Origin of the sequence: Streptomyces sp. NPDC012510 (assembly GCF_042955065.1) — a bacterium.
Taxonomy (GTDB): domain Bacteria; phylum Actinomycetota; class Actinomycetes; order Streptomycetales; family Streptomycetaceae; genus Streptomyces.
Genome location: NZ_JBIBEN010000008.1, coordinates 176,335 through 202,859, shown reverse-complemented (window position 1 = coordinate 202,859; position 26,525 = coordinate 176,335). Strand labels below are relative to the sequence as shown.

Annotated in this window: 21 protein-coding genes and 1 pseudogene; 14 read left to right on the top strand and 8 right to left on the bottom strand. The window is 70.1% G+C overall.

Annotation, left to right across the window (positions count from 1 at the left end; all coding sequences use genetic code 11):
* Window positions 1-84: 84 nt before the first annotated feature.
* Window positions 85-1,086 (bottom strand): substrate-binding domain-containing protein, encoded by a 1,002-nt coding sequence (locus ACFY9I_RS17465; protein WP_391002435.1) that lies wholly within the window; start codon window positions 1,084-1,086, stop codon window positions 85-87.
* 150 nt (window positions 1,087-1,236) lie between these two features.
* Window positions 1,237-2,283, bottom strand: coding sequence for a substrate-binding domain-containing protein (locus ACFY9I_RS17460; protein WP_391002433.1), 1,047 nt, complete (start codon window positions 2,281-2,283; stop codon window positions 1,237-1,239).
* A 766-nt stretch (window positions 2,284-3,049) separates the two neighbouring features.
* Here ACFY9I_RS17460 and ACFY9I_RS17455 point away from each other — a divergent pair.
* The 10 genes from ACFY9I_RS17455 (at window position 3,050) to ACFY9I_RS17410 (ending at window position 15,580) form a co-directional block, all read left to right on the top strand.
* Window positions 3,050-4,213 carry an enolase C-terminal domain-like protein gene (locus ACFY9I_RS17455; protein WP_391002431.1) on the top strand — a complete coding sequence of 388 codons (1,164 nt, stop codon included), beginning with the start codon at window positions 3,050-3,052 and terminating at the stop codon, window positions 4,211-4,213.
* Between the two features lie 31 nt (window positions 4,214-4,244).
* On the top strand, window positions 4,245-5,249 hold the full coding sequence (locus tag ACFY9I_RS17450; protein WP_391002429.1) for an alcohol dehydrogenase catalytic domain-containing protein: 1,005 nt from the start codon (window positions 4,245-4,247) through the stop codon (window positions 5,247-5,249).
* Window positions 5,250-5,370: 121 nt separating this feature from the next.
* On the top strand, window positions 5,371-6,339 hold the full coding sequence (locus ACFY9I_RS17445) for a hypothetical protein (RefSeq protein ID WP_391002427.1): 969 nt from the start codon (window positions 5,371-5,373) through the stop codon (window positions 6,337-6,339).
* A 136-nt stretch (window positions 6,340-6,475) separates the two neighbouring features.
* Entirely contained in the window at window positions 6,476-7,588 is a 1,113-nt protein-coding gene (gene chvE / locus ACFY9I_RS17440; RefSeq protein ID WP_391002425.1) for a multiple monosaccharide ABC transporter substrate-binding protein, read from the top strand.
* A gap of 42 nt (window positions 7,589-7,630) precedes the next feature.
* Window positions 7,631-9,181 carry a multiple monosaccharide ABC transporter ATP-binding protein gene (gene mmsA / locus ACFY9I_RS17435; protein ID WP_391002424.1) on the top strand — a complete coding sequence of 517 codons (1,551 nt, stop codon included), beginning with the start codon at window positions 7,631-7,633 and terminating at the stop codon, window positions 9,179-9,181.
* A complete protein-coding gene (gene mmsB, locus ACFY9I_RS17430; RefSeq protein ID WP_391002423.1) occupies window positions 9,178-10,419 on the top strand; it encodes a multiple monosaccharide ABC transporter permease in 1,242 nt (413 codons plus the stop codon). Before mmsA ends, mmsB begins: the two co-directional genes overlap by 4 nt.
* Before the next feature lie 82 nt (window positions 10,420-10,501).
* Complete coding sequence (locus ACFY9I_RS17425; protein WP_391002422.1) at window positions 10,502-11,545, top strand: galactose-1-epimerase; 1,044 nt, start codon at window positions 10,502-10,504, stop codon at window positions 11,543-11,545.
* 230 nt (window positions 11,546-11,775) lie between these two features.
* Window positions 11,776-13,503: an aminotransferase class I/II-fold pyridoxal phosphate-dependent enzyme gene (locus ACFY9I_RS17420; protein WP_391002421.1), complete on the top strand. Its 1,728-nt coding sequence runs from the start codon at window positions 11,776-11,778 to the stop codon at window positions 13,501-13,503.
* Window positions 13,504-13,628: 125 nt separating this feature from the next.
* Window positions 13,629-14,429: a hypothetical protein gene (locus ACFY9I_RS17415; protein WP_391002420.1), complete on the top strand. Its 801-nt coding sequence runs from the start codon at window positions 13,629-13,631 to the stop codon at window positions 14,427-14,429.
* 680 nt (window positions 14,430-15,109) lie between these two features.
* Window positions 15,110-15,580 carry an ATP-binding protein gene (locus ACFY9I_RS17410; protein ID WP_391002713.1) on the top strand — a complete coding sequence of 157 codons (471 nt, stop codon included), beginning with the start codon at window positions 15,110-15,112 and terminating at the stop codon, window positions 15,578-15,580.
* A 151-nt stretch (window positions 15,581-15,731) separates the two neighbouring features.
* Here the strand turns inward: ACFY9I_RS17410 and ACFY9I_RS17405 are convergent.
* A pseudogene (locus ACFY9I_RS17405) lies at window positions 15,732-15,985 on the bottom strand (transcriptional regulator); the annotation flags it as partial.
* Between the two features lie 26 nt (window positions 15,986-16,011).
* Entirely contained in the window at window positions 16,012-17,526 is a 1,515-nt protein-coding gene (locus ACFY9I_RS17400; protein ID WP_391002418.1) for an alpha-L-arabinofuranosidase C-terminal domain-containing protein, read from the bottom strand.
* A gap of 460 nt (window positions 17,527-17,986) precedes the next feature.
* On the opposite strand from ACFY9I_RS17400, the gene ACFY9I_RS17395 reads away from it, so the two are divergent.
* Both ACFY9I_RS17395 and ACFY9I_RS17390 read left to right on the top strand, forming a co-directional pair.
* Window positions 17,987-18,775 carry a toxin-antitoxin system, toxin component gene (locus tag ACFY9I_RS17395; protein WP_391002416.1) on the top strand — a complete coding sequence of 263 codons (789 nt, stop codon included), beginning with the start codon at window positions 17,987-17,989 and terminating at the stop codon, window positions 18,773-18,775.
* A complete protein-coding gene (locus ACFY9I_RS17390; RefSeq protein WP_391002414.1) occupies window positions 18,772-20,181 on the top strand; it encodes an MAB_1171c family putative transporter in 1,410 nt (469 codons plus the stop codon). Before ACFY9I_RS17395 ends, ACFY9I_RS17390 begins: the two co-directional genes overlap by 4 nt.
* A gap of 31 nt (window positions 20,182-20,212) precedes the next feature.
* Here the strand turns inward: ACFY9I_RS17390 and ACFY9I_RS17385 are convergent, their stop codons facing one another.
* The 4 genes from ACFY9I_RS17385 to ACFY9I_RS17370 all read right to left on the bottom strand — a co-directional run bounded on the left by ACFY9I_RS17385 (window position 20,213) and on the right by ACFY9I_RS17370 (window position 23,735).
* The gene (locus tag ACFY9I_RS17385; RefSeq protein WP_391002412.1) at window positions 20,213-21,061 is read right to left on the bottom strand and encodes an SMP-30/gluconolactonase/LRE family protein; all 849 of its coding nucleotides are present in this window, start codon (window positions 21,059-21,061) and stop codon (window positions 20,213-20,215) included.
* Window positions 21,058-21,831 (bottom strand): IclR family transcriptional regulator C-terminal domain-containing protein, encoded by a 774-nt coding sequence (locus ACFY9I_RS17380; RefSeq protein WP_391002410.1) that lies wholly within the window; start codon window positions 21,829-21,831, stop codon window positions 21,058-21,060. The genes ACFY9I_RS17385 and ACFY9I_RS17380 overlap by 4 nt, the downstream gene beginning before the upstream one ends.
* A gap of 506 nt (window positions 21,832-22,337) precedes the next feature.
* Window positions 22,338-23,579, bottom strand: coding sequence for a helix-turn-helix domain-containing protein (locus ACFY9I_RS17375; protein WP_391002408.1), 1,242 nt, complete (start codon window positions 23,577-23,579; stop codon window positions 22,338-22,340).
* 3 nt (window positions 23,580-23,582) lie between these two features.
* A complete protein-coding gene (locus tag ACFY9I_RS17370; RefSeq protein ID WP_391002406.1) occupies window positions 23,583-23,735 on the bottom strand; it encodes a hypothetical protein in 153 nt (50 codons plus the stop codon).
* Window positions 23,736-24,030: 295 nt separating this feature from the next.
* Here ACFY9I_RS17370 and ACFY9I_RS17365 point away from each other — a divergent pair, with 295 nt between their 5' ends.
* Window positions 24,031-25,008 carry a porin PorA family protein gene (locus tag ACFY9I_RS17365; protein ID WP_391002404.1) on the top strand — a complete coding sequence of 326 codons (978 nt, stop codon included), beginning with the start codon at window positions 24,031-24,033 and terminating at the stop codon, window positions 25,006-25,008.
* Between the two features lie 254 nt (window positions 25,009-25,262).
* Complete coding sequence (locus ACFY9I_RS17360) at window positions 25,263-26,414, top strand: glycosyltransferase (protein ID WP_391002402.1); 1,152 nt, start codon at window positions 25,263-25,265, stop codon at window positions 26,412-26,414.
* Window positions 26,415-26,525: the final 111 nt, after the last annotated feature.

Genomic DNA, 26,525 nt, shown 5'->3' with positions numbered 1-26,525 from the left:
CTCTTGCACGAGCCGCTGCGGGCCCACAGGGCCCGGCCGACCGAGATTCGGTCGGCCGGAGGCCCTGCCGGTGGGTGCGGTCGGTCAGTACTTGCGGGTGGGGAGCGCGTCCTTGGCCTGGTCCTGCATGAAGTCGCTCTCCTCGGTCTTGATCCAGCGCTCGACCTTCTCGCCCGCGTGGACCTTCTTCACGACGTCCATCAGCTGGGGGCCGAGCAGCGGGTTGCACTCGACGATGGCGTTGATCTTGCCTTCGGACATCGCTATGAAGCCGTCCTTCACGCCGTCGACCGTGACGATCAGGATGTCCTTGCCGGGCTTCTTGCCGGCCGCCTCGATGGCCTGGATGGCGCCGAGGCCCATGTCGTCGTTGTGCGCGTAGAGGACGTTGATGTCCGGGTTGGACTGCAGGAAGGCCGCCATGACCTGCTTGCCGCCGGCGCGGGTGAAGTCACCGGTCTGGCTGACGACGATCTCCCAGTCGTCCTTGTGCTCGGCGTCCATGACCTCCTTGAAGCCCTTGGCACGCTCGATCGCGGGGGCGGCACCGGTGGTGCCCTCCAGCTGGGCGATCTTCACCTTGCCCTTGTGGCCGGCCTTCTCCAGGACCTTCTCCAGGATCTTGGCGGCGCGGCGGCCCTCGTCCGTGAAGTCGGAGCCGACCAGGGTGACGAAGAGGGACTCGTCGCTCTCGACGGAGCGGTCGGTCAGGACGACCGGGATCTTCGCGGCCTTGGCCTCCTTGAGGATGGCGTCCCAGCCGGTGACGACCACCGGGGAGAAGGCGATGACGTCCACCTTCTGCTGGATGTAGCTGCGGATCGCGGAGATCTGGTTCTCCTGCTTCTGCTGCGCGTCGGAGAACTGGAGCTTGTAGCCCGCCTCCTTGGCGGCCGACTTCACCGAGTCGGTGTTGGCGCTGCGCCAGCCGCTCTCGGAGCCGACCTGGGAGAAGCCGAGGGTGATCGTCTTGCTGCCGCCGGAGGAGGTACCGGTGGAGGTGCCGTCCTCCTTGGCGCAGGCCGCCAGGGTGCCCGCCGCCGCCACGCCGACCGCCGCGGTGAGGAAGTTTCTTCTGTTGAGCATGTTCTTCTCCTTTGAAGAGCCGGTCCGGGGATGGGCCCCTGGTACTCGGTTGTCACTCGATGGGACCGGCCGCGGTGCGTCCAGCCTGTCGATCATTGTTCGAGATGTCGGCCATATGGGTGTGCATGGGGGGAGCGTGCGTGGGGGGCGTCAGCCGGGCGGGGTGCCCGGTTGGGGGATGTACGGGAACGTACTGGCGCGGACGACCAGTTGGGGCTCGATCGCGACCGTGGAGGTGCCGGACGGAGCCCGCCCCTCGATGAGGTCCAGCAGCAGGGCGATGCTCCGCTGGCCCACCGTCGCGAAGTCCTGCCGGACGGTGGTGAGCGGTGGGGCGAAGAACTCCGACTCCGGGATGTCGTCGAAGCCCACCACCGCCACGTCCTGCGGAGTGCGCATGCCCGCCTCGCGCAGGGCCCGCAACACCCCCAGTGCCATCTGGTCGTTGGCGACGAAGACGGCGGTCAGGCCCCGGCCCACCCAGCCCGCCAGTTCCTGGCCGGCCCGGTAGCCCGACAGCGGACTCCAGTCCCCCCGAAGGGGCAGCGGCGGTTCGACGCCTGCCTCTTCGAGAGTCTCACGCCACCCTACGGTGCGGTCCAGCGCCTCCTGCCAGTCCTCGGGTCCGGCGAGGTGCCAGACCTTGCGGTGGCCGGCGGCGAGCAGATGGCCGGTGGCCAGCCGCGCGCCCAGGTGCTGGTCCACGTTCACGCTGGGGATCTCGGCGCCGGACCCGGTGCCGACGGCCACCACCGGGAAGGGGTGGCGGAGTTCGGCGAGGGCCCGCACGGCCGAGCGCTGCGGGGCGAGGGCGATCACTCCCTCCACCCCGCCCTCACTGAGGCGGTCCAGTGCCTCGGAGAGGGCCTCGACCGTCAGCTCACGCACACTGACCGTCGAGACGAGGTACCCCTGGGCGCGGGCCGCCTCCTCCAGCGCGAAGAGGGTACTGGCCGGGCCGTAGAGCGTGGTGTTGGAGGCGACCACGCCCAGGGTCCGGGTGCGCCTGGTGGCGAGGGCCCGTGCGGAGAAGTTGCGGCGGTAGCCCATCTCCTCGATCGCCCGCAGCACCTTGGCCCGGGTCGCGTCCCGCACATTGGGGTGATCACCCAGTACGCGGGAGACGGTCTGGTGGGACACACCGGCCTGGCGTGCCACGTCGGCCATGGTGGGCGGCCGCAACTGCGAGTGGGTCACGGCCGCACCTCCTTGGCGGTCGTCTGCCGATAAGACCTGTACTGCGGGCGGACGGATCCGCTCGGCCGGCTTCACGCCGGGGTTCCGGTACGCCCCAGGGCACCGGGCGGGAAGGCGAGTTCACGCGGTTCGGGCACGACGCTCGTACCTCCTTGGATGCCGTTGGGCGTCGAATGGTGACTGCGGAGGTCATTGTGAGCGCTAACAATTCATGGCGGTCAAGAGGGCTGCGCAAGGTCGGTCGTCACGGTTGAATAACGCGCCGGTGGCCGAGCGTCGCGGCGGCGGCCGGTTTCCGCGCGTCTCCCGGCCGGGAAGCGCTCCTTGGCCCGAACCCGCCGACGCGGACGGTCCCACGACCGTGAACCGGGGCGCCACAAGGGCGAATCCGCCCGCCAGGGCCGCGTTTCAGCAGTTCGGAGCGTTCGGGGCGTTCAAACCGGCCACGGCCCGCCCCATGCCACCATGGCCGGAAAAGATCGGTCGGAACCCACCTCCCGGAGGACCGTCCGACGCGCCGGAACAGGCCGGCACCCGCTGTGGACAGGACCAACATCGGAATCATCACGCGCACAACGAGCGCCGTTTTTCCGGATCCGAGGACGGGAGATTCCAGCCCATTTGCCACCATTCCGACCATCGACCCGAAACCGTTGGCCGTTCGACCCATTGACACCCCGACCGGGTCGTCCTTACTGTCGCGACCAGCATTTCGAACGCCTGACGAAATATCGAACGGCCAGACTCGAAGAGGACAGGGAGTACCGTGCGCATCACGGGAATCAGCACACACGTAGTAGGAACGCCGTGGCGGAACCTGACCTACGTGCAGGTGCACACCGACGAGGGACTCACCGGAGTCGGCGAGACCCGCATGCTGGGCCACACCGACGCACTGCTCGGCTATCTGCACGAGGCGAAGACCAACCACATTCTCGGCTCCGACCCCTTCGCTGTCGAGGATCTCGTCAAGCGGATGAAGTACGGCGACTACGGCCGGGCCGGCGAGATCGTGATGTCCGGCATCGCCGTCATCGAGATGGCCTGCTGGGACATCAAGGGCAAGGCCCTCGGCGTCCCCGTCTGGCAGCTGCTCGGCGGCAAGGTCACCGACAAGGTCAAGGCGTACGCCAACGGCTGGTACACCACCGAGCGCACGCCCGAGGCGTACCACAAGGCGGCGCGGGGCGTCATGGAGCGCGGGTACCGGGCTCTCAAGATCGACCCCTTCGGCACCGGCCACTTCGAGCTGGACCACCAGCAGAGCCTGTACGCCGTCTCGCTGATCGAGGCCGTACGCGACGCCATCGGGCCGGACGCCGAGCTGATGCTGGAGATGCACGGCCGGTTCTCGCCCTCCACCGCCGTCCGTCTCGCCAAGGACCTGGCGCCCTTCAAGCCCGCGTGGCTGGAGGAGCCGGTGCCGCCGGAGAACCTGAAGGCGCTGGAGAAGGTCGCCGCCAAGGTCGACATGCCGGTCGCCACCGGTGAGCGCATCCACGACCGCATCGAGTTCCGCGAGCTCTTCGAGAGCCAGGCCGTCGACATCATCCAGCCCGACGTCGGCCACATCGGCGGCATCTGGGAGACCCGCAAGCTCGCCGCCACCGCCGAGACCCACTACATGCTGGTCGCCCCGCACAACGTGGGCGGGCCGGTGCTGACCGCCGCCTCGCTGCAGGTCGGTTTCACCGCCCCCAACTTCAAGATCCTCGAGCACTTCAACGACTTCGCGGACGCGGACATCAAGAAGGTCATCAAGGGCGCGCCCCAGGTGAACCCCGAGGACGGCTGCTTCCACCTCTCCCACGAGCCCGGTCTCGGTGTCGAGTTGGACGTGGACGCGGCGGCGGAGTTCCCGCAGCAGCAGGCCCGCTTCGACCTGTGGGCCGAGGGCTGGGAGCAGCGCAAGCCCAAGGGCGCCCAGTGAGGGCCCGCCGCCCCGGCACCCGGGGGGACCAGTGAGCACCGCCGTGGTGATCGAGGCTCCGGGCGAGCACCGGCTGGTGCCGCACGAGCCTCGGCAGCCGGAGGCCGGCGAGGCCCTGGTCCGGGTGCACGCCTCGGGGATCTGCGGCAGCGACCGTGAGGTCTTCCAGGGCAACCGGCCCGAGGGGTACGTCCGTTACCCCCTCACCCCGGGCCACGAGTGGTCCGGGACGGTGACCGCGGTCGGGGACGGTGTTCCTTCAAGTCTCGTAGGTCGCAAGGTAGTTGGTGAGGGATTCCGCAACTGCCAGGTGTGCGACCGCTGCCACGCGGGCGAGACCACGCTGTGCACGGCGGGGTACGAGGAGACCGGCTTCACCCAGCCGGGCGCCATGGCCACCACGCTGACGCTCCCCGCCCGTCTGCTGCACGTTCTCCCGGACGACGCGGATCTGACGGCGGCGGCGCTGCTGGAGCCGGCCGCGTGCATCGCGGCCGCCGCGCTCAAGGCGAGGGCCGTTCCAGGTGAGCGGGTCGCGGTCGTGGGCACCGGGACGCTCGGCATGTTCGCCGTTCAGTTCTTGAAGGCGGCCTCACCGGCCGAGCTGCTCGTGGTGGGCACCCGTCCGGACCGGGCCGAGCTGTCCAAGCGGTTCGGCGCCACGGAGTTCCTGACCAAGGACCAGGAGCTCCCGGGCGACTTCGACGTCGTCATCGAGACCGCCGGTTCCGCGGACGCGGCGCGCACCGCCGCCGCCCTGCTGCGGCGCGGTGGCCGGCTGGTCCTCACGGGCATCCCGGCGCCGGGCGCGGACGGGCTCGACCCGACGGATCTCGTCGTACGCCAGCTGGAGGTGCACACGGTGTTCGGCGCGGCGCCGGACGCCTGGGCGCACACGGTGCGGGTCTTCGGAGCCGGGCTCCTCGATCCGCTGCCACTCGTCACGCACGAGCTTCCGCTGGAGGAGTTCCCGCAGGCCATCGAGCTGGTGGGGTCCGGCGACCCGACGGTCGGAAAGGTCCTGCTGCGGCCATGACACACCCCTAGCCGTACGCCGGTACGGGGTACCTGACGACTCCGTACCGGCGTACACCCACAATCTTGTCGTACCCAGAGCCGCGAACCTCGTCCGAAATTTCGAATGTGAAGGACAACCAGTGACCGACACCACCGCTTCGTCGCCGCGTCGGCCCGGCGAGCAGGCGCTTGCCGCGCTCGGCGTGGGCGCGCCCGCCCTCGATCCTGCCGACGCCTCCCCGCACACCTTCCCGGGCGGTGGCCGCTGGCGCACCGAGGTGCCCTCCGTCGAGGGGCCCGAGGCGCTCGCCGTGGTCCTCAAGGAGTCCTCTCGCCTCGATGTGCCGATCCACCGGATCAGCCAGGGCAGCGGCATCTGGATGCTCACCGACGCCGAGATCACCGAGATGGTGGAGGCGACGGCCGAGCGCGACATCGAGCTCTGCCTGTTCACCGGCCCGCGCGGCACCTGGGACATCGGCGGCTCCACCCGTACCGACTCCAAGGGCGGCGGCCTCAGGGCCCGGGGCCACGACGCGGTCGCCGGCTGTGTGGAGGACGCCGTCCGCGCGACCGAGCTGGGCGTGAAGTGCCTGCTCATCGCCGACGAGGGTGTGCTGTGGACGCTGCACCGGGCCCGTGTCGCCGGGATCCTGCCCGCCGACACGACCTTCAAGGTGTCGGCGCTGATCGGCCCGGTCAACCCGACCGCGTACGCCGTGTACGAGAACCTCGGCGGTGACTCGATCAACGTGCCGAGCGATCTCACCCTCGACCACCTCACCGAGATCCGCCGGGTCTCCGGCGCTCCCATGGACATGTACATCGAGGCCCCCGACGACCTCGGTGGCTATATCCGGATGTACGAGGTCGCCGAGCTGATCCGGCGCGGCGCGCCGCTCTACCTGAAGTTCGGCCTGTCCAAGACCCCTGGGATATACCCCTACGGGAACCACATGCGGGACCTCACCCTGTCCACCGCCAAGGAACGCGTGCGTCGCGGGCGGCTGGCTCTGGACCTGCTCGCACGACACGGGGCGGACGGCGACATGGCGCCGCTCGGCTCGCGACTGCCGGGTGAACTGAAGCGATTCGGAAATCCTGCATAACGAGTCGGACAACTGTCTTCACAGAACACGACGCAGTCACACAGAATCCCCCACATCTACTCTGGCTTCCTTCGGCTCATGAAGTGCCGTCCCGGCCAGAACGTTCAGATCTTCAAGACATCCAAGGATGATGATCATGCGCACTCGCCGAGCCGCACTCGCCGCCATAGCCTCCGCCGCCTCCCTCGCCCTCACCCTGACCGCCTGTGGCCAGAGCGGCCAGGGCGGCAGCGAGGAGAAGGGTGGCAGCACCGAGGGTGCCACCATCGGTATCGCGATGCCCACCAAGTCCTCCGAGCGCTGGATCGCCGACGGCAACAACGTCGTGACCAACCTCGAGAAGCTGGGCTACAAGACCAAGCTGGTCTACGGCGAGGACGACCCCGACCAGCAGGTCGGCCAGATCGAGAACCTGATCACCCAGGGTGTGAAGGCGCTCATCGTCGCGGCGATCGACAACAAGTCGATGAACAACGTACTCCAGCAGGCCGCCGACGCGAACATCCCGGTCATCTCCTACGACCGCCTGATCCTCGGCACGAAGAACGTCGACTACTACGCCTCCTTCGACAACGAGAAGGTCGGCGAGCTGCAGGGCGGCTACATCGTCGAGAAGCTCGGCCTGAAGGACGGCTCCAAGAAGGGCCCCTTCAACGTCGAGCTGTTCGCCGGCTCCAACGACGACAACAACACCCGCTACTTCTTCCAGGGCGCCATGAACGTCCTGCAGCCCTACATCGACAAGAAGCAGCTCGTCGTCAAGTCCGGCCAGACCGAGCTCAACCAGGTCACCACCCTGCGCTGGGACGGCGGCACCGCCCAGAAGCGCATGGACGACATCCTGACCTCGGCGTACAAGAGGGACCGCGTGGACGCCGTCCTCTCCCCGTACGACGGCATCTCCATCGGTATCCTGTCGGCGCTGAAGTCGGACGACTACGGCTCCAAGAGCAAGCCGCTGCCGATCGTCACCGGTCAGGACGCCGAGGTCGCCTCGGTGAAGTCGATCATCGCCGACGAGCAGTCGATGACCGTCTACAAGGACACCCGTGAGCTGGCCAAGGTCGCCTCGAACATGGTCGACGCGCTCCTGAAGGACAAGAAGCCCGAGGTCAACGACACCAAGACCTACGACAACGGCTCGAAGGTCGTCCCCGCCTACCTGCTGGAGCCGGTCAGCGTCGACAAGTCCAACTACAAGGAGACCGTCGTCGACTCCGGCTACATCAAGGAGAGCGACCTCAACTAGTCGACGGATCCCCTGACCGACCACTGATTGGAAGGCACGACCATGGCGGGACCCGTCCTGGAAATGCGCTCGATCGTCAAGACCTTTCCCGGCGTCAAAGCGCTGTCGGACGTCACACTGACCGTCCAACAGGGCGAGGTCCATGCCATCTGCGGTGAGAACGGCGCCGGCAAGTCGACCCTCATGAAGGTCCTCTCCGGCGTCCACCCGCACGGCAGCTACGAGGGCGACATCCTCTTCGAGGGTGAGCCCTGCGAGTTCAAGGACATCAGAGCCAGCGAGCAGCGCGGCATCGTCATCATCCACCAGGAGCTGGCGCTGTCGCCGTACCTCTCCCTCGCGGAGAACATCTTCCTCGGCAACGAGCACGCCAAGGGCGGGTTCATCGACTGGCGGGAAACCCTGCGGCACGCCACCGAGCTGCTGCGCCGGGTCGGGCTCTCCGACCACCCGGACACCCGCGTCGCCGACATCGGCGTGGGCAAGCAGCAGCTCGTCGAGATCGCCAAGGCGCTCTCGAAGAAGGTGAAGCTCCTCATCCTGGACGAGCCGACGGCCGCCCTGAACGACGAGGACAGCGGCAAGCTCCTGGATCTCATCCTTGAGCTGAAGAAGCAGGGCATCACCTCGATCATCATCTCCCACAAGCTGAACGAGATCCGCAAGGTCGCCGACTCGGTGACGATCATCCGCGACGGCCAGACCATCGAGACCCTCGATGTGAAGGCGGCGGAGACCACCGAGGACCGGATCATCAGCGGCATGGTCGGCCGCGACCTGGAGCACCGCTTCCCGGAGCGCACCCCGCACGAGCCCGAGCAGGGTGCCTCGCCCGCCCTGGAGATCCGCAACTGGACCGTGCACCACCCGATCGACCAGCAGCGCAAGGTCGTCGACAACGTGTCCATCCAGGTGCGCCGCGGCGAGATCGTCGGCATCGCGGGCCTCATGGGCGCGGGCCGCACCGAACTGGCGATGAGCGTCTTCGGCCGCACCTACGGCCGCTACAGCGGCGGCAGCGTCCTCAAGGACGGCAAGGAGATCCGTACGAGGACCGTCCCCGAGGCGGTCGACAACGGCATCGCCTACGTCACCGAGGACCGCAAGCACTACGGCCTCAACCTCATCGACACCATCAACCGGAACATCTCGCTCAGCGCACTGGGCAAGGTCGCCAAGGTCGGCGTGGTCGACGAGCACGAGGAGCGGCAGGTCGCCGAAGGCTTCCGCAAGTCCATGAACATCAAGGCGCCGACCGTCTTCGAGCCGGTCGGCAAGCTCTCCGGCGGCAACCAGCAGAAGGTCGTCCTCAGCAAGTGGATCTTCGCGGGTCCCGATGTGCTGATCCTGGACGAGCCGACGCGCGGTATCGACGTCGGTGCCAAGTACGAGATCTACACGGTCATCGACAAGCTGGCGGCCGAGGGCAAGGCGGTCGTCTTCATCTCCTCCGAGCTGCCGGAACTGCTCGGGATGTGCGACCGCATCTACACGATGGCCGCAGGGCGGCTGACAGGCGAGTTCCCGCGTGCCGAGGCCACACAGGAATCGCTGATGCGTCAGATGACGAAGGACAAAGAGGTAACCCGATGAGCACGGATGTGACCGCCAAGAGCCCGGCCCCCGCGCCGCCCGGCAAGAGCGGGACGGCGGGCGGCGGCCTGCTCCAACTGGTGGTGGACGGCATGCGCCGCAACATGCGGCAGTACGGCATGCTGATCGCCCTCGGCCTGATCGTGGCGCTGTTCGCCGTGTGGACCGACGGCGACCTGCTGCTGCCGCGCAACGTCTCCAACCTGGTGCTGCAGAACAGCTACATCCTGATCCTCGCGATCGGCATGATGCTGGTCATCATCGCGGGCCACATCGACCTGTCCGTCGGCTCGCTGACCGCGTTCATCGGCTCGATGGCCGCCGTCTTCATGGTCGACAACGACATAGCGTGGCCGCTGGCCGTGCTGCTGTGTCTGGCCGTGGGCGCCGCCGCGGGCGCCGCGCAGGGGTTCTTCATCGCGTATCTCGGCATACCGTCGTTCATCGTGACGCTGGCGGGCATGCTCGTCTTCCGCGGTCTCACCGAGATCTTCCTCAAGGGCCAGACGCTCGGCCCGTTCCCGGAGGGTCTGCAGAAGGTCGCCAACGGGTTCCTCCCCGAGGTCGGCCCGGAGACCAACTACCACAACCTGACGCTGCTGCTGGGCTTCGCCGTCATCGCGTTCGTGGTGATCCAGGAGTTCCGCGACCGGCGCCGGCAGCAGGAGTTCGCGCTCGACGTGCCGCCGATGAACCTGTTCGTCCTCAAGCTCGTCGCGATCTCCGCCGCCCTGCTCACCGTCACCATGCTGCTCGCCAGCTACAAGGGCGCCCCGATCGTCCTGCTGATCCTCGGCGTGCTGGTGGTGGGCTTCGGTTACGTGATGCGCAACGCCATCGTCGGCCGCCACATCTACGCCATCGGCGGCAACCTGCCGGCCGCCAAGCTGTCCGGTGTGAAGGACAAGAAGGTCACCTTCCTGATCTTCCTCAACATGGGCATGCTGGCCGCCCTGGCCGGTCTGGTCTTCGCCGCCCGCTTCAACGCGGCGTCCCCGAAGGCCGGTCTCAACTTCGAGCTGGAGGCGATCGCGGCGTCGTTCATCGGCGGCGCGTCGATGAGCGGCGGCGTCGGCACCGTCCTCGGCGCGATCATCGGTGGTCTCGTCCTCGGTGTCCTCAACAACGGTATGAACCTCGTCGGCATCGGCACCGACTGGCAGCAGGTCATCAAGGGCATGGTCCTGCTGGCGGCCGTCGGCTTCGACGTGTGGAACAAGCGCAAGGGCGGCAACTGACCGCACCGGAAGGGGGCCTCGCCGACGCGGCGGGGCCCCTTTTCCCATGTGTCCCATGCAACAGGAAAGAGGGGCGTGACCCGTGAAGGAACTCTTCGGCAAGCTCGCCGACGGGACGGAGATCCACCGCTGGTCGCTGGAGAACGGCGGCACCCGTCTGAAGGTCCTGTCGTACGGCGGGATCGTGCAGTCCCTGGAGATCCCGGACCGCGAGGGCCGCTACGCCAATGTCTCCCTGGGCTTCGACACCGTCGAGGACTACGTCGTCGGCTCGCCCTACTTCGGCGCCCTGATCGGCCGGTACGGCAACCGCATCGGCGCGGGCCGCTTCACCCTGGACGGCGAGACGTACGAACTCCCCGTCAACGACGGGGAGAACAGCCTGCACGGCGGGACGGACGGCTTCGACAAGGTCGTGTGGGACGTGGAGCCGTTCACCGACGGCACGGACGTGGGCCTGTACCTGAGCCGTACCAGCGTCGACGGTGAGATGGGTTATCCCGGCACGCTCGCCGTGAAGGTCACCTACACCCTCACCGAGCGGGGCGAGTGGCGTATCGACTACGAGGCCACCACCGACAAGGCCACCGTCGTCAACCTCACCAACCACGTCTACTGGAACCTCGCGGGCGAGGGCAGCGGCACGGTCACCGACCACGAACTGACGCTCGCCGCCTCCCGGTTCACCCCCGTCGACGCGGGCCTGATCCCCACCGGTGAGCCGGCCGAGGTCGCGGGCACCCCCTTCGACTTCCGCACGGCCAAGACGGTCGGCGCGGACCTCCGGGAGGCCGACCCGCAACTGCTGTACGCCAAGGGGTTCGACCACAACTGGGTGCTGGACAAGGGCAGGACGGCCGCCCCGGAGTGGGCCGCCACCCTCACGGACCCGGCGTCCGGCCGCACGATGAGGATCTCTACGACCGAGCCGGGGCTCCAGTTCTACTCCGGGAACTTCCTCGACGGCACACTCGTCGGACCCTCCGGGAAGATCTACCGGCAGGGGGACGCGCTGTGCCTGGAGACCCAGCACTTCCCGGACTCGCCGAACAAGCCGTCGTACCCGTCGACCCTGCTGCGACCTGGGCAGACGTACCGCTCGACGACGGTCCACTCCTTCGGATGACGGCCGTCCGACGGCCGTCTGATGACCGTCTGATGACCGCCTGATGACCGTCTGACGATCACCTGACGGTGATTTTTCACAGATGGTTCACAAGTTCCGACCAAATCCTCGGTGGTTGAACAGCGCCACCCGAGCCTTCGTATGTAGGGGCGGTCCGTGCTCCCCCGCTCGGGCCGCCCTAGTCGTCGGACCCGGCCGTCCCCAGCGGGTCCGCCCCCTACGGAGGTTCCATGGCCGACAACGTCACCTCGTTGTTCCGCAGCACTGCGGCGCACAGCCCCTCGATGGCGGCGCTGACACGTGAGGGCGGCGACGGGGTCGGGCCGGTGGACTTCTGTATCCCCTGCAACCCCTACTTCCCCACCCCCGCCATGTTCGACGACATGGCGAGCAAGCTGCGCGACATCATCACGTACTACCCGAGCAGCGCCGACACCATCACGGCGGAGCTGTGCAACCTGCTCCAACTGCCCCCGCAGTGCGTGGCGATGGGCAACGGCTCGACGGAACTCATCACCTGGATCGACCACTTGCTGGTCCGTGAGTCCCTCGCCGTCCCCGTCCCCACCTTCGGCCGCTGGACCGACCAGCCGATGGAAACCGGCAAGCGCGTCGACATGTACCCGCTCCAGGAGTCCAGCGGCTTCGCCCTGGACCTCGCGCAGTACGCCGAGTTCATCCGCGCCCGCGGCACCAGGGTCGCCGTCATCTGCAACCCCAACAACCCCGACGGCGGCTTCCTGCACCGGCACGCGCTGGTGCAGTTCATGGACGCGATGGCCGACCTGGACCTGATCGTCATCGACGAGTCGTTCCTGGAGTTCGCCGACGCCGAGTCCGAGCCGTCCACCGTCCAGGACGCGGTCATGCGGCCCAACGTGGTCGTGCTGCGCAGCCTCGGCAAGAACTTCGGCCTGCACGGCATCCGCTTCGGCTACTTGGTCGCCAACCCGGCGCTGGCCGGCAAGGTCCGCTCGATGCTGCCGAAGTGGAACCTCAACGCCTTCGCCGAGCACGTGGTGTTCATGCTGAAGAACCACGGCGCCGAGTACATGGAGAGCCTGCACCAGATCCGCCGGGACCGGCTGGACATGGCCCGCCAGCTCTCCGCTCTCCCCGGGCTGACGGTCTACCCGTCGCAGGGCAACTTCCTCTTCGTGCGCCTGCCCGTGGGCGCCGAGGGCACCGTGGTCCGCGACCGGCTCCTCACGGAGCACCGGATCCTGGTCCGCGAGTGCGGCAACAAGGTCGGCTCGTCCAGTCGCTTCCTGCGACTCGTGGTCCGGCCCCAGGTGGACGTGCGTCGCCTGGTGTCAGGCCTGGAGTCGGTTCTCTACGGGTCCAGGAGGGGAGCCGCCGTACCCGAGCTCGGCACCGGGACCAGCTACAGCTCGGGTACGGCGGCCGTGGACCGGCTGATGAGCGAGACCAACGGCACCGGGATGCAGAACCTCGCCGCGCAGGCCATGAGCATGCCCGCCCCGGCTCCCGCCTCCTCCATGCAGTTCGCGTCCCCGGTGCCGGCCCCGGCCCCCGCCCCGGCGCCCACGCCCGCCCCGGCCCCGATGCAGGTCCCGGCCCAGGTCCCGGCCCAGGTCCCGGCCCAGGCCCCGATGCAGGTCCCCACACCGGCCCCCATGCCGGTCCCCATGGCTCCGCCGACTCCGGTGCCGACGCCGGTCCCGACGCCGGCGCCGATGCCGGTTCCCACGCCGATGCCGATGTCACCGCAGGGGCCGATGCCCACGGCACCGGCCGCCTCCATGCCGGCCCCTGGCCTCCAGCCCGTCGCCCAGACCGGTATGCCCGGCCTCGCGGCCGCCGCCCAGGTACGCCGCTCCATGGGCGCGGCCCAGGGCCTGACCGCCGCCCAGGTACGCGGCCGCACCGAGCCGGAGCCGGTGGAGGAGCCCATGGGGTGGCCGGCGGCGGGGGGCGTGTACAACCAGGTGGGGTGACCCCGGACCGTGTGTCACAAGGCCCGGACGATCGTGACGGCGACGGCCGCGCCGGGGCTCGCGGCCGGGCTGTCCGGCCGCGGCGGGAGCACGGACGCGGAGTCGGGGACGGGGACGGATTGGCGATGGGGGACGGGTCGGCGATCGGGGACGGGTCGGCGTTCGAGGAGCTGGTGGCGCGCGCCGTCGCGTGTGGCGACCCGGAGCATCCCGTCTGGGAAGACGTCGCCAGGACGCTCGGTTGGCGCTCGGAAGACGACGAGACCTGGATCGCCGCCGTCGCACTGCGCTCCCACCCTGATCCCGTCCACCGGCTCCTCGCCTTCGACGTGCTGTTCTGGCACACGACGACCCGGTACGTGCCCGAGGACGGGAGCTGGGTGCCCTCGCCGTACGAGCAGCGGGCGTACGAGGTGTTCGCCGAGTGGGCCGGTACGGAGACGCATCCGCGCGTCCTGCCCAAGGTGCTCATCGGGCTCACGCAGTACAGCGAGCCGGCGAACGAGGCCGTGGGGCTGCGGTTCGCCAGGCATCCGGACCCCGAGGTGCGGGGCGTCGTGCCGGGGCTGCTGGACCGGTGGGAGCCGTTCTCCCCGGCGGCACGCGAGGCGCTGTGCGCGCTGTCGCGGGATCCGTCGGTCGAGGTCAGGCGTTCGGCGGTGGTCACGGTCGCCGAGCACCCGGACCCCCACCCCGACCTCGCCGCCGCCCTGGTCGAACGCTTCGGCGACGAGGACGAGAGCGTACGCGTCATGGCCGTCTTCGGACTGGCCGAGCGCGACGACCCGCGGTGCGTGGCCGGCCGGGAGCGGATGGCGCCCATCGCCGACCGGGAGCGGTACGGGTACGGGGTGCTGGACGCGGCGGACCGGTACGAGGCGCGCCGGGACGGCCGGGGCGACGGCTGGCGATGGCGGCGCGCCTGACGCCTGTCTCACAAGGGACTTGACGCTCATCCACTCTGCCGAGCTGACAGCCGGTCAACAGCTTTCGTTCCCAGGGTGCCGTCTCCATGACAGACACTCCAGTGCCCTCAGAGGCAGCAGAGACGACCGGGGCGAGCGCCGGGACGACCGGGGCGAGCGCCGGGACGACCGGGGCGAGCGGGACGACCGGGGCGAGCGGGGCGACCAAGGCGCGCCCGGTCGGCCGCAGAACCGTCCTGATCGCCACCGGTGCCACGGCCGCCGCCCTGGCCGTAGGTGCGGCCGCCACGCCCGGAGCCCCCGCAGCCCGGGTGGCCGGCACCTCCCTCTGCGACGACGGCGGCGCCGCCTCCGGTCTCCTCACGCTGACGGCTCTGGGCAGCTCACCGTCGGCCGGGTACGCCGGGTCGCTGACCGTGCGGGAGGGAGCCGGTGCCGTTCCGCGAGCCGCCGGGCGGTCCGGGCCGATCGGTGGACGCCATCCGATCAGCCGAAGACGGGCGAAACCGATCACGGATCGATCGAATTCAAAGGGTTCCGACCAGGCACGATGCCCTCTCGATCTCCTGGGTACTCATCGGGCGAGCACGGCTAGCGTGGGCCAGGTGCGGCAGTTCACCTTTGACGCCCAGCGCCCCGTGCCCGGATCCATCGACGCGTATCGAGAGGAGGCGGCCGTGATGTCGGGTGGGGAGAGGGACGGCGGAGCCGGTACGTCCGGTGGCCCTGGTGACGCGGGCCCCGGCACCGCCCGCGAAACGCCCTTGCTGAAACGCCACTTCACCGCAGAGAACCTCCCTCTGCTACGTGCCCTGGTCGAGGACGCGGCCGCAGCGGCGGGCCTCGGCGGCGTACGGCTGGGCGAGTTCACCCTCGCGGTCAGCGAGATCGCCGCGAACGCCGTCGAACACGCCGGCGGCCAAGGCCACCTGGAACTCCGCCGCCTCCCGCACGAACTGGAATGCCGCATCACCGACAACGGCCCCGGCTTCACCCCCACCATCCCCGAACTCCTCCCCGGCCTCACGGACGCCTGCCCCGGCCGCGGCCTCTGGCTGGCCCACCTGGTAACCGACCGCCTGACGGTCACGACGGACACGACGGGGGCGGGAACGGGGGCGGAGGTCACGCTGGCCGTGCGGCTGGGATGAGCGGCGGGGGCACCTCGCTCGCGGACACATCTGCCCCGACGCACGCGAAGAGAAGACGTGGCCTGGTCCTCGCCGGCAGTCGCTCTTCAGCAGCGTGCGGACGTTCGTCGCGGTGACGACTCCGACGACCCCCGAGCCCAGAACCCCTGGGCAGGGCGATCCACAACGGCAGAAGCGGCTCGGCCGACCGCGTGTGGGTCAGGTCGGTCGGCCGCTCCTCCCGCACCGGGACGATGGGGGCCGTCGACGGCTCGGATCACATCCGCGACGGTGCCGGCGGACGGGTCGCGTGCCAGTCTTCTGCACGGTCGCGATCACTTCCGCCTTCACCGGACCGCCGTCCTGCCGTACGGCCACTTCCAGAACCGCGCGTACGGCGTAGTCCGCCCGTGCCGAGATCCTCATGCCGACCTTGTCGGCCGCCCGGGCGCTCAGCCGAGCCGGATCACGTTCCATGACAGCGGTTCCAGGACCGCGCTCAGCACACCGTCCCGGAGCACCGTCCCCTCACCCGTGTGCGGAGTGACCCGCTCGGGCTCCTCCAGCGTGTTCCGTGCGTCCGGGTCCGCGTCGGCCAGCACACTGTGCTCCACGACCCGGCTCAACTCCAGGCCGTTCAGGGCCACTTCCAGCGGCAGCGCCGCGTCACGACCGCGGTTGACCGCGAACACGGTCACCGAGCCGTCCTCGGCGCGCACCGCGGTCGCGTGCAGCAGATCCGTCTCCCCGTACTTCTTCGTCTCGTACGTCGGCGAGTCCACCCGTACGTCGAGCACCTCCCCCCGCCCGTACTTCGAGGCCTGGGCGAACGGGAAGAAGGTCGTCTGCCGCCAGGCCGGACCGCCCGGCTCGGTCATGATCGGCGCGATGACGTTGACGAGCTGGGCGAGGCAGGCGACGGTGACCCGGTCGGCGTGGCGGAGCAGCGCGATGAGCAGGGAACCGAAGACGACCGCGTCCATGACGCTGTAGTGGTCCTCAAGGAGGCGAGGGGCCTCCGCCCAGTCCCGCGCGTCGGAGTTCTCGATGTCGTGCCACTCCGAGATGTACCAGACGTTCCACTCGTCGAAGGAGAGGTTGATCTTCTTCTTGGACTTGAGCCTCGCGCCCACGTGGTCGGCGGTGGCGACCACGTTCTCGATGAAGGACTCCATGTCGACGGCCGAGGCCAGGAAGGAGTCGACGTCGCCGTCCTCGGGCTGGTAGTAGGCGTGCAGGGAGATGTAGTCGACGAGGTCGTACGTCTCCTCCAGGACCGTCGCCTCCCAGGAGGCGAACGTCGGCATGGACTGGCTGGAGGAGCCGCAGGCCACGAGTTCGACACCCGGGTCGATCTGGCGCATGGCGCGGGCGGTCTCGGCGGCGATCCGGCCGTACTCCACCGCCGTCTTGTGGCCGGTCTGCCAGGGGCCGTCCATCTCGTTGCCGAGGCACCACAGCTTGATGCCGAAGGGGTCCTTGTCGCCGTGGGCGGCCCGGAGGTCGGAGAGGGCGGTGCCGGAGGGGTGGTTGGCGTACTCCTGGAGTTCGAGGGCTTCCGCAACGCCCCGTGTGCCGAGGTTGAGGGCCATCATCGGCTCGGCCTGGGGGCCGAGCTTCTTCAGGAAGGCGATGTACTCGGAGAGGCCGAAGCGGTTGGTCTCGGTGGAGCGCCAGGCGAGGTCGAGGCGGCGGGGGCGGCCCTCGACGGGGCCGACGGAGTCCTCCCACTTGTAGCCGGAGACGAAGTTGCCGCCGGGGTAGCGGATCGTGGTGACGCCCAACTCCCGCACCAGGTCCAGCACATCGGTGCGCAGACCCGCCTCGTCGGCCGCCGGGTGGCCCGGCTCGTAGACCCCGGTGTAGACGCAGCGTCCGAGGTGCTCGACGAAGGAGCCGAAGAGTCGAGGGTTGACCTCGCCGACCTTGAAAGCGGGGTCGAGGGTGAAGCGGGCGGTGCGGGTCATGTGGGCGGCCCTTCGGTGCTCGTTGTTCGGCATTACGGATGCTGCTCGTTGAGTCGAACGGGACGTTATGGTCGAAGAGGAAGAGAGTCAATGGGGGTTGCTGGGGGTTGTTGGGGATTACTGGGGGGTGATGGGGGTTGCTGGGGGGTGATGGGGGTTGCTGGGGGGGGTGGTGGGGGCGGAGAGCCGGGCGCCTCTTCGTCTGCCAGGTGCGCCGCCGGGCGGATGCGGGCTGGTGTGGGCTTGCGGCGCGGCTCCCCGCGGTGTCCGCGCCCCTGACGGGCCGCGCAGGTGGGCGCGTACCGGGTAACGCAACCATCGTTCGTCGAAATTCAACGATCGCCGGCTTCTCATGGTGTCGGCGCCTCGGGGACACGTAGGGTCGGCGCGTGCCCGCGCTGCCCGACGCCCTTGCCGAGACCCTGGCCCGACTCGACGCCGACGACAAGGAGGCCCGGCGATGAGCCGTGGCGAGGGCACGGGTGACGGCCGCGGCCGACGGGCCCCTCGGAGTGCCGGGATGGCGGGGCTGCGCCGTGCCGTCGGCAGGGTTCGGGCCGCGCTGCTGCCCTCCCGGTCCGCCGCCGAGATGCGGAAGCTGACCGCCGGGCTCAGCAAGGCGGTGCGGGCGAGGCTCGACGGGCCCGTCGAGGTACGGGAGTTGGGGGCGGCGCTGTGCGCGGAGATGAGCGCGCGGCGGGGCGGGCGGCCGGTGAAGCTGCGGTTCGAGCGGTTCCCGGACGGGATAGGGGTGACGGGGCTGTGGATGGAGTTCCCCGACTTCGACCTGGTGATCGTCGAGGAGCGGGCCGAGAGCGTGCAGCAACTGGTCATCCTCGGCCACGAGTTGTGGCACATGCACGCCGGACACTGTCATCACCTTCTGCCCAGCACGGACACCGCCGCACTCGCGCTGCCGGATGAGCGGGAAGAACGTGCGGCCGTGCCGCCGGGTGCCCCGGGAAGGCCCGCGGCCGTGCCGTCGGGGCTGCCGGGTGGTTCGTCGGGCGGGCTGCAGCCGTTCTCGCCGGAGCTCTCGGCCGTGCTCAGGCAGGGCGGGACACCCATCGCGGCACGCAACGGCTCGCACGAGTCGGACGAGCAGGAGGCCGAGGACTTCGGCCATCGGCTCGCCACCGCCTTCCGTTCCTGGGTGGTCACCGAACCGGGCGACGCGCCGGTCGATCCGGCGGACCCGGTCGGGCGGGCCATCCAGGTGTCCCTGGGCTATCGCAGGCACCGGAGATGAAGGGGACCGCCGTGGCCGCGACGACGACCGGGGCCCTCAGTCCCGCCGACTTCTTCGGCGGGCTGTACATCTCGTTCTGGATCCCCACGGCCGTACTGACCGCCGCCCTGGTGCTCAAACTGCCCAGCATCGTGAAGCTGTGGCGGGACCCGTTGCTGCGGGCGGTCGGTGGGCTGCTGCTGCTCGCCTGCAGTGTGTTCGTGTTCGCGGTGCCCTCGGTGATCGCGTGGACCAACCGGGTCGTGGGCGTGCCGAACGTGGCCGCGCCCTGGGTGTACTCCCTCGTCACCGCGTTCTCCGCGTCCTGTCTGCTGCTGATCGTCGCCTGGCGCAACGGCCCGGCCGACCGCTCCCCGACGACCCGCCGCACCATGCGGTGGGTCGTCACCGTCTACTCGGCGGTGATCGTCGGACTGTGGGTGCTGTTCGCACTGGCGGACGTCCCGCGCGAGCGGCTGCGCGACCTGGACACGTACTACGCCACCACGCCCTTCATGCGTGAGGAGATCCTGCTCTATCTCGTCGCGCACACGGCGGCCTGCGCGATCACCTACCAGCTGATCCGCAACTGGGTCCGCGCCGACGGCCTCGACCTGTGGCTGCGCGGCGGACTGCGCGCGCTGGGCATCGGCTGCGCGCTCAACCTGCTCTACGACGCCTCGAAGCTGACGGCGGTGGTCGCCCGCTGGGCGGGGCGCGACCTGGACTGGCTGAGCACCCATGTGGCGCCGCCGGTCGTCGCCGTGGCGGCCATCTTCATCGCGGTCGGCTTCATCCTGCCGCACGGCGGACAGTACCTGCACGACCGCTGGCGAGTGCGGGTGAGCCATCTGCGGCTGCGGCCCCTGTATCTGCTGACCAGGACCGTCGACGACTCCCGCGTGCCCTTCGAGCTGCGCGCCACGCCGGAGCTGCGCCTCACCCGCCGTGAGACGTTCATCCGCGACGCCCTGCTCCGGCTGACCCGCCACCTCGACGAGGAGCTGCGCCGCCGCGCGTACGATGCCGCGCTGGCCCTCGGCCACGAGCGCGGCCGAGCGAAGGCCCTGGCGGCCGCCGTGACCCTCCAGGAGGCGGTGGCCGCACGGAAGCGGTCGCCCTACAGCGGCCCGTCGGCGGCCTCGCTGACGGCCGGGCCCCTCGTCTTCCCGGGCCGGTCGGGCTTCCCCGATCCCGGGGACGACACGGGCTTCCCCGGCCGAGCGAACCACGCAGGCCTCCCGGGCCTCCCCGGTGGCAGGGGCCACACCGGCTTCCCCGAGTTCACGGTCAGCGCCGACCCCACCGATCTGCTCCAGGACATCGAGGCCGTCTCCCTGGTGCTTCGCCGCCCCACAGACATCGAGGCGGTGCGTGCGCTGGCGGCCGCCTCCCCGGCAGAGAGCGGTGTGTCCGCGCACGAGTGAACGTCCCGCCGCCCGGCCACCGCCCTGGCGGTCAGCCCTTGAACGCCGGCTGGGGCAGGCCCTTGCCCGCGCCCGGGACCACCAGCAGGGACCCCGAGAGGGGGTGGGGGGTCTCCGTACCGGTGCGGGCCGTGGTGATGTAGAGATCGGCGAGGTCGGGTCCGCCGAAGGCACAGGCCGTGGGCCGGGGGGTGGGAAGGGGAACGACTCGGTCCAGGTCGCCGGTCGGGGTGTAGCGGCGGACGGCGGCGCCCTCCCACAGGGCGACCCAGACACAACCCTCGGCGTCGACCGTGAGGCCGTCGGGGTAGCCGGCTCCGTCCTCGATCGTCACGAACGGGCGCCTGCCGACCGGCAGTTGTCCGGTCTCGCAGTCGAAGACGTCGATCCGGCGGGTCGGTGAGTCGATGTAGTACATCAACCGTCCGTCCGGGCTCCAGCCGGTGCCGTTGCTGACGGCGACGTCGTCGAGGACCGTCGCCGCGAACCCGTCGGCGGTGAAGTGGGCCAGGGTGCCGCCGCCCGGGGCCTCGTCGTAGCGCATGGTGCCGGCGAAGAGGGAACCGTCGGGGGCCACGGCGGCGTCGTTGGCGCGGCGGCCGGGGACCGGCTCGTGGTGCAGCCACCGGAAGCCCCCGTCGGGGTCGGTCAGCCCGACGCCGTCGCGGAGGTTCAGCACGAGGCCGCCGCCGGAGCGGGGCTTGGCCGCCCCGACGTGCTGCTCGGTGGCGAGAACCGTACGGCGCCCGGAGGCCGGGTCGTAGGTGTGGACGCGGGAGCCGAGGATGTCGATCCAGATCAGCCGCTGGGCGTCGGCGTCCCAGGTGGGGCCCTCACCGAGAGCCGCGTACTCGCGGACGGCCACTTCGTAGGTGCTCATGCCACGCTCCGGTAACCGAGACGCTCGGACAGTTCCGCGGCGCCCTTCGCAGCGAGCTGCTCCAGCTCGCCGCGGCGCTCGTCGCTCCAGCGGATCATGGGCACGGAGATGGAGAGCGCGGCGACGACCTTGCCCGTGCGGTCACGGACCGGGGCGGCGACGCAGGAGACGTCCGGATTGGACTCGCGGTTCTCCACGGCGAGACCTCGCTCACGGATCCGGGCCAGGGCCTCGCGCAGGTCGCCCGGGTCGGTGATGCTGTTGGGGGTCATCGCGACCAGGTCCGCGTCGTTCGGGACCCGGGCGGACAGCTCGGACTCGGGAAGGGAGGCGAGGAGCATCTTGCCGACGGAGGTGCAGTGCGCCGGGAGCCGGCGGCCCGCGGCGGAGACCATGCGGACGGCGTGCGTGGAGTCGACCTTGGCGATGTAGATGACGTCCGTGTACTCCAGGATCGCCACGTGCACCGTCTCGTCGCAGGTCTCGGCGACGGACCGGGCGACCTGCTGGCCCTCGGCGGCTAGGTCGAGCTGCTCGGCGTAGCGGCTGCCGAGCTGGTACGGGCGGACACCGAGGCGATAGCGTCCCGGCTGCCCCTGCACCTGGACGATGTAGCCCCGGGCGGCAAGGGTGGTGACCAACTCGTGCACCGTGGTGCGCGGCAGTTGGAGCCTGCGCACGATGTCGGGGGCGGACAGCGTGCCGTCCCCGTCCAGGAAGAGCTCCAATATGTCGAGCGCCCGGGTCACGGCAGGTACTAGGCGTCCCACGGCCGGCCCCCTCCCTCTGTGTGTCGCGATGAGTGTTCGAGATTTCAACAGCCGATCGGCATAACGAACACAGGCTAATCAACAGAATGTGAGCGGGCAATGGCCGGAGCCACCCGAGAGCGGCGAGATCCGGCTTCGAGCGGCCACGGGTTGCCCGCCGCGGGTCGCGCTCAGGCGGCGGGACACGGCCGCGCGGGGGAACACACCCTCGCGCCGGAACACCGGCGTGGCGATCGCGCGCACGGAAGATACGACCGCGCACCGGCGCACGCCCACACTCCGGAACACGCCCGCACGGCGATCGCGCTCACGGAAGAGTCGACCGCCCGCCGGAACACGACCGCGCGCCGGAACACGCCCGCGCGCCGGAACACGACCTCACGGCGATCGCGAACCCGGGAAGGCGCGACCGCGCCGCAGGTCGCGCGATCACCACGCGGAACTACGCGCCGGACCCGGCTCACGCCCCGAGAGGGGGCTGCGCCCCCGCGAGCGACCCACACGGCTCAGCGTCGGCCGCGCGGGTCCCCCAGCTCCCCCCGGAGGCGTTGCGCCCGCAGGACCAGTTCCAGTTCGAAGCGGCGGTCGGAGTCGTCGATCTCGTCGCCCCACAGTTCTCGGATCTGACGGAGACGGTAGCGCACAGTTTGCGGGTGCACACCCAGACGGGTGGCGATCTCGGGGGCGCCGCCGCGGGTCTCCAGCCAGGCGAGGAGGGTCTCGGCGAGGCGCCGTCCGTGGGTGGGGCCGCAGTGGGCCAGGGGGGCGAGGCAACGCAGGGCGAGGTCGTCGATCAGTTCCTCGGGCTGGAGGAGGACGAGGGCCTCGGTGTGCTCGGTGCAGTACAGCACCTCGCCGGTGGGAAGCAGCCGACGCTCCATGAGCCGTACGGCGGCCTCCGCCCAGCGCAGCGACTTCGCCGCGTCGGCGAGCGGAACCGGCGGCCCGATCGCGCCCGACCAGCCGGTCAGGGCCCGGTGGAGGAGTTCGGGCCGGCCGCCCGCGTCGGGCTCGGGGACGACCATGCGGGGCTGCTCGTACTCCATGTCGAGCAGGACGCCCTGGCCGACGGCGGGCGCCATGGCCTCACGGGCCGGGCGTAACAGGACCCCGACGGCGACCTTCTCCGGGAGGGCCCACCCGATCCGCGCGGCGCGTTCGGTGAGGGCGTCGGCCGGGTCGCCCCTGTGGTGCTCGGCCAGGAGGAGTTCCATCAGCCGGCGTTGCAGTCGCAGCCGTTCGCCCGCCTGCCGGGCGGCCGCCTCCGCGTAGCCGCGCACCGACTGGTCCACCAGACCGTCCAGATACTCGTATCCGGCGTCGACGAGTTCGTACATCGCGGGCGGCGGGATCTCCACCCGCTGACCGATCTCCGCGAAGCGGCGCCAGGCGAGGCGTACGCCCAGACGGTAGATCGCCTGGAGCGAGTCGAGGCTGCGGCCGTTGAGGCCCTCGCCGCGACCGAACTCCTGGAAGACACCGGGAGGAACGCGCGGGCGGCCCTCGGCGGTCTCCAGGTGCTGGACGAAGACCTCGATCGCGCGGCGGATGCCGATGAGGGCCATGGGCTCGCCGGAGTCGTCGAGGACGACGGGCAGGTGCGGGTACTCACGGCGGATCTCGCGCAGGATCTCCTCGGCGAGGGCGGGGGCCTCGGCCATGGCGATCGTGGCGAACTCGCGCACCTGGAGGCGCGGCACGTCGTGCCAGGCCGAGCGGACTGTGACGGTTCCCGGGCGCCCGGTCACCCGTCAGCGCTCCCGGCCGGCGTTCTCGTAGGTGATGAGCGGTGTGTTCGGCTGGTCCGGGGTCGCGTCGAGCAGCGCGACGATGCCGATCGCGGCTCCCACGGCGAGCGCGGCGGCGGCCACCATGGTCAGCGCGGCAGCGAGCGTTCTGGACATCGCAGGGTCAGCCTCTCCGTCGAAAGGTCGGCCCCACCCAGGGCACCCCGCACCTCGACGGGGCCTCCTGACGGCCCCGGCACCTCGTCCACCTCATCGGGACCTCTTGCCGGTCCCGTCGCCGGCGTCCCGTCCGGGGCGCCGACTGCGGCCCAGTGTCAGCGCAGCATTGACACTGCGTCAAGAGTCCGCCTACGGTTCCCGGCCCATACGTGTCGCGCACATTCCCCCCTTGGCGTCGCCGTTGCCGCACGCCTACCCGAGTCGCACCTCCCAACGCCCCTGGAGTGCCCGGATGCGCCGTAAAGCCTCACCGATCTCACTGGTCCTGCTGGGTCTCGGTACCTTCCTGCTGGCCCTCGCGCCCCTGCTCGCGTGGTACGTGGAGCCACGGGCGGCCGTGAACCCGATCGACATCGACACGACCGCCGTCTACACCGGCACGGGCAGCGTCTTCGACGTGGAGCAGGTGAAGACCGTGCCGGACCAGAAGATCACCGTGACCCAGCGGGTACGCGGCGATGTGGCCGAAAGCGAACGCAGCGGGGCCGCGGTGTGGGACGTGATCACTTCGGTCGACACCGACAAGTCGCTGCCGGCGGCCGACCCGCACGACGCGCTGGACTTCACCCCGCACCGCTGGGTCAGCGACCGGAAGACCAACCGGCCGGTGCACTGCTGCGACGAGAAGCCGTACATCGAGGGCGAGGCGTACCTGAAGTTCCCCTTCGACGTGCAGGAACGCTCCTACCGCTGGTGGGACAACACGCTCGGCGCGACGGTGACGCTCCACTACGAGGGCCGCAAGAAGGTCCGAGGCTACGAGGGGCTGCGCTTCACGGCTAAGGTCCCGGCCACGAAGACCGGCACCCGCCTCGTGCCCGGCGCCCTCGTCGACGAGCCGAACCGGCCCCAGGTGCTCGCCGAGGAGTGGTACGCCAACCACGGTCTGGAACTGGTCGTCGACCAGAGCACGGGACGGGTGCTCTACGCGCAGACGGGACCGCGCCGGACCCTGCGGGCACCCGGCGGCGACGAGGACGCGGCCGTACTTCTCGACAGCCGGAAGCTCGCCTTCACCACGGCGACGCAGAAGTTCGCGGTCGACCAGGCGGAGAAGGACAGCGGACTGCTGCGCCTGGTGGGGCGGACGGTGCCGATCGGTGGAGCTGTGCTCGGTTTCGTCCTCGCCGCGACGGGTGCCGGTTTGGTCGCACGCGGCAGGCGGCGCCCCGATACGCCCGAGTCGTCCCAGGCCCCGATCACGATGTGACAGGCCGTCAGCTCAACAAACCCCGGAAATTGTCACGCCGGTGAGTAGCAGCTTCGAACCACGGGGCGAAAACTGTCCACCCCACCTGAGCACAGCCCCACCCACACCTCGCCCACCGGCACCTCGCCCACTCACACCTACGACGAACGAATGATCGCCACGACCCACCCGGACCCCCCGCCGACCGGAACCTCCCCCACAGCGAACGTCCTTCCCCCGCTGAGTTCCGCACCCCGAGACGAGTTGGAGCACCCATGCCCCAGCACGTGCCGTTCTCGCTGGTCGAGGTGTTTCCGCGCCTCGCCCAGCACGCTTCGGCAGGCTCCCCACAGCCCCGCCGGATCGTCTTCCTCGCCCGCCGTGACCTCGGTAATCCGGCGGCGGGGGGCTCCGAGCTCCTCGTCGACCGGCTTGCCGAGGGCCTGACCGGACTGGGCCACCAGGTCACCCTGCTGTGCGGGGGCCCGGCGGCCTGTCGCGACTACCGGGTCGTGTCGGCGGGCGGCGATCTGAGCCACCATCTGCGCGCCAGATCGGCCTTCGCCCGACAGGTCGGCGACTGCGACCTCCTCGTCGAGGTCTGCAACGGCATGCCGTACCTCGCACCGCTCTGGCACCACGGTCCGACGATGTGCCTGGTCAACCATGTGCACACGGATCTGTGGCGGTTGCGGTTCGGCGGCCCGCTGGCGCCGGCCGCGCGGCTCGGCCGAAGACTCGAACACTGGGCGCTGACGGCCGCGCAGCGTCGCAACCTGGTGGTCGCGGTCTCCTCCTCCACGGCCACCGCGCTCCGTGCGATCGGTGTGGAGCGGGAGCGCATACGGGTCGTGCACAACGGTGTCGAGGAGCCGGGGCCGCGTACCGAGCGGTCGCCCGAGCCGCTGTTCGTGGCGGTGGGGCGGCTGGTCGAGTACAAGCGGATCGATCTGCTGCTGCGGCTGTGGGAACGGGTTCGCCCGGTGACCGGCGGGCGGCTCGTGATCGTCGGTGACGGGCCGGAGCGGTCGCGGTTGGAGGCGATGGCCGGGCCGGGTGTCGAGTTCGCCGGGCACGTCTCCGAGGCCGAGAAGCACCGGCTGCTGTGTGCGGCCTGGTTGCTGCTGCATCCGTCGGCCGTGGAGGGGTGGGGTCTGGTCGTCACGGAGGCCGCCGTGCGGGAGACGCCGTCGGTGGCCTTCGATGTGCCGGGGCTGCGGGATTCCGTCGTGGACGGGGAGACGGGTGTGCTGGCCCGGGGGGAGTCCTCCTTCGCCGCGGCGTGGTGTGCGCTGGCGTTGTCCACCGATCGGCGGGTGCTGATGGGGAAGGCGGCGCGGGAGCGGGCCGCGCACTATCGGTGGGGGCATACGGTCCGTCAGTTCCAGGCGGTGGCCGCGGAAGCGGTGCGGGGCTTCGAGCGGTGAGCGCCAAAGGGGGTGCCTCGTCCGTCCGTCGGCGGCTGCGGGTTGTCCGTGGCTGGTCGCGCCCACGCGGCGGAGCCGCAAGTGTCACAGCCTCGCGCCCCTATGGGGACC